Annotated in this window: 8 protein-coding genes; 7 read left to right on the forward strand and 1 reads right to left on the reverse strand. The window is 35.3% G+C overall.

Features of this window, described 5'->3' with window-relative positions; genetic code table 11:
- From Q0543_RS12175 to Q0543_RS12205, 7 genes are all read left to right on the forward strand, one after another.
- On the forward strand, positions 1–587 hold a 587-nt coding region (locus Q0543_RS12175), incomplete at its 5' end, for a hypothetical protein (protein WP_299253342.1).
- A 205-nt stretch (positions 588–792) separates the two neighbouring features.
- Positions 793–1350, forward strand: coding sequence for a hypothetical protein (locus tag Q0543_RS12180; RefSeq protein WP_299253344.1), 558 nt, complete (start codon positions 793–795; stop codon positions 1348–1350).
- A 304-nt stretch (positions 1351–1654) separates the two neighbouring features.
- Positions 1655–2416, forward strand: coding sequence for a hypothetical protein (locus Q0543_RS12185; protein ID WP_299253346.1), 762 nt, complete (start codon positions 1655–1657; stop codon positions 2414–2416).
- Between the two features lie 109 nt (positions 2417–2525).
- Positions 2526–2816 (forward strand): hypothetical protein, encoded by a 291-nt coding sequence (locus Q0543_RS12190; protein ID WP_299253348.1) that lies wholly within the window; start codon positions 2526–2528, stop codon positions 2814–2816.
- Positions 2817–3067: 251 nt separating this feature from the next.
- Positions 3068–3613: a hypothetical protein gene (locus Q0543_RS12195; protein WP_299253349.1), complete on the forward strand. Its 546-nt coding sequence runs from the start codon at positions 3068–3070 to the stop codon at positions 3611–3613.
- Positions 3614–4075: 462 nt separating this feature from the next.
- Entirely contained in the window at positions 4076–6367 is a 2292-nt protein-coding gene (locus tag Q0543_RS12200) for a T9SS type A sorting domain-containing protein (protein ID WP_299253351.1), read from the forward strand.
- Positions 6368–6856: 489 nt separating this feature from the next.
- Positions 6857–7198 (forward strand): hypothetical protein, encoded by a 342-nt coding sequence (locus Q0543_RS12205; RefSeq protein WP_299253353.1) that lies wholly within the window; start codon positions 6857–6859, stop codon positions 7196–7198.
- Positions 7199–7286: 88 nt separating this feature from the next.
- On the opposite strand, the gene Q0543_RS12210 is transcribed toward Q0543_RS12205, so the two are convergent.
- Positions 7287–7619: a hypothetical protein gene (locus Q0543_RS12210; RefSeq protein ID WP_299253355.1), complete on the reverse strand. Its 333-nt coding sequence runs from the start codon at positions 7617–7619 to the stop codon at positions 7287–7289.
- Positions 7620–8659: the final 1040 nt, after the last annotated feature.

An 8659-nucleotide genomic window follows, 5' to 3' on the forward strand; every position in this document is an offset into this window, starting at 1 on the left:
CAAAAGAAACTTTAGAAGTAAATAATTTAGTAATGGGTGTACTTAAAGAAACACTTTTGCAGAAATCTATAATTAATTCTAATGACGATATAATAACTGTAAATTACAATCATTTCGATAACTCATCAAGAATTAAGTTTTTTTATTCATTTGCCACTGATTTTAATATTTATATGGAGTTTAAGTCTATAACAGATATTGATCTTTACTTAGATGAAAATATAGAAAGCCATGCTGACGTAAAAATATTTTTAGATGAAATTGATAATTTGAAATTAAATGGTAAAGGATTACAAAACCATGCTTTATTGAAAAATGTTGTGTATTTCCCTAAACTAATATTTGGTGCTGTGAAATTTAAGTACAAACTAAATTATAATAATGTTGATGGTTTTGCAATTATCAATTTAGGGTTTCCTGACTATGTGAAAAGTAAAGATGAAAATGCAGACTTCCAGATTTCAATTGAATTAGTTTTAAATAAAGAAGTTAAAAATTCAAAAACTGAAAATATAATAAGAAAAAAACTTTTAGAACTATTTGAAACTAAAAAAGTAGATAGCTACGTGAAGTTTAAAATAAAATAACTGCACATAACAATAGGTAATAGTTATTGCAAGCTTCTTTGATAATATTGAGAGCGGTGCATTAAAGTCCGCACAATTTAATTGATTTAAATGGTTGTGCGGGTTCAGTGTTTAGGAAAGTTCAGTACTTTGAAGGCTTGCAACAACTACAACCAACCCCGTTATAGGGCATTTTAAGACGATAATACATATATCAAATATAAGCATGACGAATAGTAAAGAGCATTGGACAAAATCAGCTTGGACAATAAGTATAGGGACAGCCATTTTTAGTTTACTGCTAACAATGGTTTACGACTATTCAAAAGAAAAACCAATTTTAACAACTGTGTGGATTATGTTAAAGTGGTTAGCAAATCTCGTTTGGACTATTTTCAACTTTGATTTAAAGGTCTGGTGGATTATTGTTGCTGTTATTTTATTTCTTTTAATAATTGTATTAATTGACAAATTTAAAAAAGTAGAAACTTTCAAACCTGACTTCTATAATTACAGAGAAGGAAAATTTAAAAGGTGGAAATGGACATGGAGTTGGAATTGGAGTAATAGTAAAAATGCTTGGCTAATTTCTAACATGAAAGCTCATTGCCCAAATTGTGATACTCCTATGATTGGACTTTCCACTATGTACGGTTTGAGTTTTGACTGTCCACGATGTGACTTTAGAGCAAATGACGATCAATGTGACGAGCAACATAAAATTGAAAGGATTATTCTAGATAATATAGACAGACAAAGAGCAGAAAATAAAAATACTATATAACAATAATAACCGTTATAGATTATTAAAAATAGTAAGAGGATAGTAATTTACATTCGTAGCAAATAAACGCCCTATAGCACTAGGTAAAAGTTATTGCAAGCTTCTTTCATAATATTGAGTGCGGCGCATTAAAGTCCGCACAATAAAATTAAATTTTTCCGATAGCTATCGGGAGCACGGGTTCTGTGTTTAGGAAAGCGCAGCGCTTTAAAAGCCAACAACAAAAGCAAGCATAGACGTTACCTGTAAGAATAATATGACAAAACAACTCCTAATATTTGGACTAATTCTCTTGACAAATCAATTGTTCGGACAGTCAAGCGTTTTAATTCAAGACGCTGTTGAAAAGAAAATGATTCAATATAAAATTTCAGGGAGTTGGAATCAATACGGAAAAACGCAATTCTTAGATGCTGACGGACAGTATTTCGGAAAGTGTATGACTATTGACATTAAAAGTAAAGTAGATAGCACCGTTTGGATTTATATCATCAACGGACTAATGCTCATGTGTGAAGACACCGCAACACAGGACATGATAATAACTAAGCCAATTTACGTAGAACTCGAGCCGAAAAGATCCAAGACAATTCAACTCTATGCAATGTGTTCAGAGATACATGATGGTATGCCAAGTTCTCAAACATCATACACTTTAGGGAAGATGGCTGACAATAATCTTGTTTCAATTACAAAGGCGATTGACGAAATGTTCATGCAGAATGTCGTTGGGCAAGGAGCTGTTTGGGCATTCACCGACAACGCAACGGAAGAAGAAATTAGAAAATATGGAGCAACAGATGCTTCAATTGAAATGACAATTCAAATTCTTAATAGAGCAGGTGTATCAACACAACTCAATCCTTCATCAACAACTCACACTGACTCGACTTTTGTTCACGCAGACTTTCCCGTCAAGAATGTAATTCCGGAAAGAAATGTTATTTCAATTGACGCGTACATTTTTTACAGTACTTGCGGCATCATTTTATTACTACTCGGTTCGACAATTTTTCTCGTAATCAGAAAACGAAAAAATATTGACGATAAAAACACACTTCCCTAGGATAATTATTGGTGTGTGACCCTGTGGTAGCTTTTATCACTATCTTTGATTTGTGCAGCGAGTAACACCAACCAAGGCGATATAGATTAAACGATATAAATTAAAAACCATGCAAACAATTAAGCCAACATCTTTTAAACTATTCATACTAGCAATCATCATTACAGTAGCCTCCATTTTATTTGCGAGTTTAGCGCCAGGGGCTGGTTTTATTGTTATTTTTGCAGGCATTCTTATCTTGACGTTTGTATTAAGTGCATTCGGATTGTATTCAGGCCTAAAAAATACCTCGACGGAACATACAGTGATACGATATAACAAAATCGGACTTATTGGTAATGCTCTGATCTTGCTATTCAATGTATGTGTCATTGTCTACGCTCTTTCTCAAATTAAATGAGTTCAGTTTACGTAACAGTTGAGCCAGCCTGGACTTTATGCCAATAACTGCAGAACAATGGCCAATGTTCAGATGGGTTTCGATGATTCCGTAGTCGTTGACTACAACTTATGTATGAACAGAAAGCAGTCAAAGACAGCAAAAATAATAGACAGAAGTACGGCTGCACGAAGAGTGCGCCAGATACATTTCAAGACCTTATTTGCATGCGCACGGCTACAAACATATTAAACAGTATAACCAATTGAATCATGATCTTTAGAGCTACCTGTATAGTCATCGCATCAAGCATGTTGATTGCTTGTTCACCGCAGACAAGCACAAACACAGAAACTCTCAAAGACACTGTACGGGTTGAAGAAAAACAAGCGGACAACACTCAATCGAATGGTATTGATATCGATGATTTAACGATCCCAACAAGTTGGACGGAAGTCACACGTGTTAATAATCAATGGGTGTATGCAATTCCCTGTCAAGACAAAAGAGCATTGCAGACAATTGACCTTACAACAGATAGCAAGTCAAACGCTATTTTGTGGGATTGGGGTACCGCTGGGCAATTATACACGCTAAAGAAGGTACGTACCGTCGGGGATAGTATGTTGTTTGAAACACTGCTGCCTTACGACACAACAGAAATTGCTTTGTTTACGATGACGTATTTAGACAAAAGTAAAAATATTGTTCGTTGGGGTGCCGACGGTTCGTATTGCACGTATATTCCAACAGCCGATACAAGTAAGTTTACCAAAATTCAATACCCCTGCGACGAGGTCGAACAAGAACAACAATAGTAGATTTGCCCCTACCAGCATCGTACCTTGTTTCAACCGTAATATAATAGATCGGGGAGAGCTTGGCCGAAATGTATGACTTAGGCAAATGTTGTGGTGGTGCCAAGTGTGGGTGAGTGGAAATTATGCAACGGCGCGTTGCACAATTTCAATAACTTCCGCACTGGTTTGCAACTTCCTATTTCGCCGTGTTTATGTCTTTTAAGCCAGAGCCGAGAAATGTTGTATGGTGTTAAACATTGTGACCCGTATACAGAGTGCTGTATAATCCTGAAATGCGTTTACCATACGAGTTTACTCATATGCTATTATTTTTTTGTATATTGTTTCAACCTTAACATCATAGATTGGTGAGAGGTTGGACGAAAAGGTACAAGCTTGGCGAATGTTGTGGTGGCGCCAATAGCAGCTGAAGTATTCTTAAATTGTATTTAACTAAAACTTTTAAATTTAATAACTATTATGCAAATATTCAATCTGAAAAATTTGAATCCATTTTTTATTGTTCTATTTTTTTTTATTTTCAGTATTAATTTTGTCGATGCTCAGATAGTTTCCTGTTATGCTGGAACAAGGAGCGGTGGCTGGGATGTGAATGGTCAGGTAGTTTGTGGGCCTATAGCACTTTTTAATCGTCCAGCTGGAGCGGCAATGGATGTGGCAGGTAATTTGTACATAGCTGACCAGTTAAATCATTGTATTCGTAAAAGAAGTCCAGCTGGAATATTTACAACCCTTGCTGGTTCTGGTCAGAAAGGTTCATCTGATGGTTTGGGAACTATTGCTTCCTTTAATAACCCTACTGGAGTGGCAGTAGATGTTGATGGAAATATATATGTTGCAGATAGGGATAATAATAAAATCCGTAAGATTACACCAGCTGGTATGGTTAGTACGTATGCAGGTACTGGCGAAACATATGGCAATAAATATTTGGACGGTGTTGCTTTGAGTGCCACATTTAATGGTCCATCTGGAATTGCTTTAGATGTTTCAGGAAAATTATATTTAGCAGATACATATAATAATTGTATTCGTATTATTTCAATAACCGGTATGGTAAGCACTCTGGCGGGTAGTGCTACTAGTGGCGCCTCAGATGGTACAGGGTTGAATGCAAAGTTTAATTCACCAACATCATTAGTATTAGATGCTATGGGTAATATTTATGTAGCTGATAGCGAAAATAATAAAATTCGCAAAATTACATCAGCTGGTGTAGTGACAAGCTTCGCAGGTTCTGGTGTAGCAGGTAGCTTAGATGCAACAGGTACTGCCGCTACTTTTTTTAAACCATGTGGAATTACAATTGATGCAGCAGGTATCCTTTATGTTGCAGATACAGGTAATAGTCGGATACGTCAGATTAGTACAAATGGAGTAGTTTCTGCTGTGGCAGGACCATTACAGATACATAGTTATTCATCAGGACATTTAGATGGCACTGGAATCAATGCTCAGTTTTTTAGTCCTAATGGACTAGTTTCTGATCCATTAGGGAATTTATATGTTGCCGATACGTATAATAACATGATTCGTAGTATAAGTACCGGAGGTGTTGTTATAACCATTGGCGGAAATTTTGATGTTGCCTACATAAGAGATGGAATAGGAGCAGGTGCTAGTTTTTCAAATCAGTTAAGTGGCATTACAACAGATCCTTCCGGAAATGTTTATGTTATTGATATAGATAAGGTTCGTAAAATCACACCATCTGGTATTGTTAGTACTTTTGCAGGGTCGAATACGATGAAAAATTCTTCTGGAAATTTTATATTAGGAGAATTTTATACACCTAATGCACTTATTTCAGATGCTACTGGAAATATTTATCTCACTGATTTTTATAATAGCAGTATTAAGAAAATTACTCCTGCAGGAGTGGTTACAACAATTGTTGCATTTGGAAACAATGTAAGGTCAATGACCGGTATAGTCCTGAAAGATGGTAATTTTTATATTTCCAGTAGCTATACACATTCTATTATGCGCTATGAAACTTCAACTGGAGCGTTTACAACACTTGCAGGTGCAGGTATTGCAGGGGATGTAAACGGTACTGGCACAAATGTTAAATTTAATAATCCCGCAGGTATTGCTATAGATTCAGAAGGTAATATTTATTTAGCAGATGTTGGCAATAATAAAATTAAAAAAATAACACCAGATGGTATTGTCACAACTGTGGCTGGTTCTGGGCAGGCTGGCGATGCCGATGGAATTGCTGCTACTGCAAGTTTTGATCATCCGAGAGGTATAGCTATTGATGCTATAGGGAATTTATATATAACAGATTATGGAAATAATAAAATACGTTTGGTTACTTCTGAAGGAATTGTAAGTACAATCGCAGGTTCGGGTTTGGAAGGAGATTTAGATGGTTTAGGGGAAGCCGCTGAATTTAATAATCCAAGAGATATTGCGTTGGATGCAAGTGGAAACATTTTTGTAACTGATAATGGTAATTTTAAAGTGCGCAGGATTACAAATAATATTAGTACTGCAATAATTAATAAAAACAATGTAGAATCTATTGAATCATATATATATCCAAATCCTGTAGAAAATAGGCTATTTCTAAAGCTGAGTCAGCCAAACGGTTCTTGTATGGTGATCAACGTTAGTGGAAAAATAATTGCCGTATTAACGATCGAAAGCAATTGTATAGATGTGAGTAAACTTGATCCAGGCATATATTTTCTTAAAATTATAACTAAAGAAACATCCATTATTGAAAAGTTTATTAAAGAATAGCCTTTCAGGTCTTTTGCTATTGATATAGTTAATTAGGGATTTAATAAGATTTTGCATTTATACAGATAGTATTAATTTCACGCCTTTATGGTGCTGTTTTTACTCCTTGTTGGCATCTCGCACGTTAATCGAACCACCCCTCAACCCGCTGTTGTGCTAGTAGCCAACAGCCATTGCTATATGATGTTATGTTTTTGGTTTGTTGGAGATATAAAACGTCGCTCCTTGATAAGGCTCCGTGCATTTTGTATGGGATAGAATTAATAGGCTATAATACTGTCATCCCTTCGGGATTGGGCGTATGTTGTTAAATGTATTCTTTCTATAAATATGTGATCCCTAAGGGGGGGGGATGTTCACTAAACGACTTCACGCACACATTATTTTTTTCCGAGCAGGTTGGTAAGCTCCAATGAGGCTTGCATCGCTATTAGCAAGGTCCTTGTGGCCAATTGGGTTGGCTTCGTGAGTAGGAACGTGTACCTAGAAATGGATAAATTTTTTAAAGAATACATTCGTGGACAAAGGGCCAGCAAAGGTGTTGAAAAAGCATTTGAAATAAAAATAGTATTGCCTGAAAATCTAAAAAAAAAAGGTTTGGAGTTGGGTAAAACGTATGTTACCAATGATTCTGCAGGTATAGATAATGTATTGATGGTATATGTTATTTTTAATAAACCATATTCGGGGACATTGAAATCAAAAGTGTTTGATGCGAATCAATTAGAAATGGGAAGAGCTACAGCGCCGGTTGTTGCCAAGAAAGATGAAGCCATGTTTATTGAATTTCATTTTGATAAACGAACAAATATTGATAGAAGAATACGATAACCGTTTCAGAGTAATATAAAAAGACCTCTTAAGAAATTTCTTAAGAGGCCTTTTTATGTGTGTGTTACTAAATTTCTGGAATGTATTTTTATTGCCACGTGCCAGCTACAGAAAAACTCGTGGAGCCTTCTTTTGTTTCCATATCTATGGGGTATATGATTTTATATTCTTTCATATCTATGGTACTATAACCCATTAAACCCGAAACATCTCCCCATAATTGAACGGTTATATTTTTATCTTTATATAAATGTACTTGCGGGTGTGGACTTAAATTAAATGTAGCAGGCAAGGTTTGTGAGCTTGGGTAGGATTCTGAACTAGCAATAACATTTAAAGGAGAGGTATCAATAACTTTGATAGATAAATTTTGGTCTGGAAATTTAGATTTATCGTAGTCATTTAATTTGACCGTTTTCATTGTAAATATATAGCGGTCCTTTTTGCAGCTCGTAGCAAAAACAATGCATAATAGAAAGAAAACTATTTTATTCATTTTGATTGAGAGGCTTGTTTTGCTTTTAATACAATTTGAAAAGCACGATGTAAAAGTATTATAAAAATGCGTGTTGGTTTTTATTTTAAACAGACCTTTATTTGTTCAAATCAGCCAATGTTTAATTATGAAATATGAATGATGAGTTATGAAGGTAATTATGAATGATGAGTTATGAATGGAAGAGAACGAGCCAGTATTTGGTACAACAATTTTAGAATAGATACATTCAACAAGTCGTCTGGCCACAGGAAAAATGGTCTTATGGCTGCACAAAAAAGATTCGTTCATTCCTTCGCTGGGTGAAGACGAACATATTCAAAGAAGTTCATGGTTTTGTAAATCTGTTAAAAGTTCTAAAAGCATTGATTTAATGTATTGAAACGACATTCAATATTTGTACTATTCTACTATCCTATCAACAGGTAGGGAACTGTATAGGAACAGTATGGGAACTGTATGGCTAATGTATGGGGAATGTATGAAAAAGTGAAATATGGTGTTTAATTGAATACAGCATACATCTATGCGTAAAGGCAGTTTGTGCAAAACGTGTGTTTTTCTTCAGAATTGTATTATTTCAATAATATTAAGTTCATGTCGTTTTCGTAACAGAATTAGAGTGCTCATGTCCTTCGTTCTGGTTTGAGGATGTCGATGGGAGCTCTAGTAATTATTCGTCGGATTAACAGAAAAAGTGTTCGAACGAAGTTCAAAATAAATATAATTGTTCATTACCGCTTTAGGGAAACGAGATTGAATTATGAGTTATGAATAAAATTAGTGATCAGTGGTCAATGGTCTGGAAAAGAGATGAATGATAAAGGGGAGGAATCCTTTAAAACTACGAATCCCAACCTGTCACGTATTTGGGCATGATTCAAAAAAAATGAAGCCGACTCTGTACTCCGTACTCTGTACTCCGTACTCTGTACTCCGTACTCTGTACTCCGTACTCTGTACTC

Source organism: uncultured Cytophaga sp. (genome assembly GCF_937863595.1).
Classification (GTDB): Bacteria; Bacteroidota; Bacteroidia; order Cytophagales; family Cytophagaceae; genus Cytophaga.

Coding starts and splice junctions, on each gene's coding strand:
- Q0543_RS12195 (WP_299253349.1), top strand. CDS start 3,068: ATGATCTTTAGAGCTACCTGTATAGTCATCGCATCAAGCATGTTGATT.
- Q0543_RS12190 (WP_299253348.1), top strand. CDS start 2,526: ATGCAAACAATTAAGCCAACATCTTTTAAACTATTCATACTAGCAATC.
- Q0543_RS12180 (WP_299253344.1), top strand. CDS start 793: ATGACGAATAGTAAAGAGCATTGGACAAAATCAGCTTGGACAATAAGT.
- Q0543_RS12200 (WP_299253351.1), top strand. CDS start 4,076: ATGCAAATATTCAATCTGAAAAATTTGAATCCATTTTTTATTGTTCTA.
- Q0543_RS12210 (WP_299253355.1), bottom strand. CDS start 7,619: ATGAAAACGGTCAAATTAAATGACTACGATAAATCTAAATTTCCAGAC.
- Q0543_RS12205 (WP_299253353.1), top strand. CDS start 6,857: ATGGATAAATTTTTTAAAGAATACATTCGTGGACAAAGGGCCAGCAAA.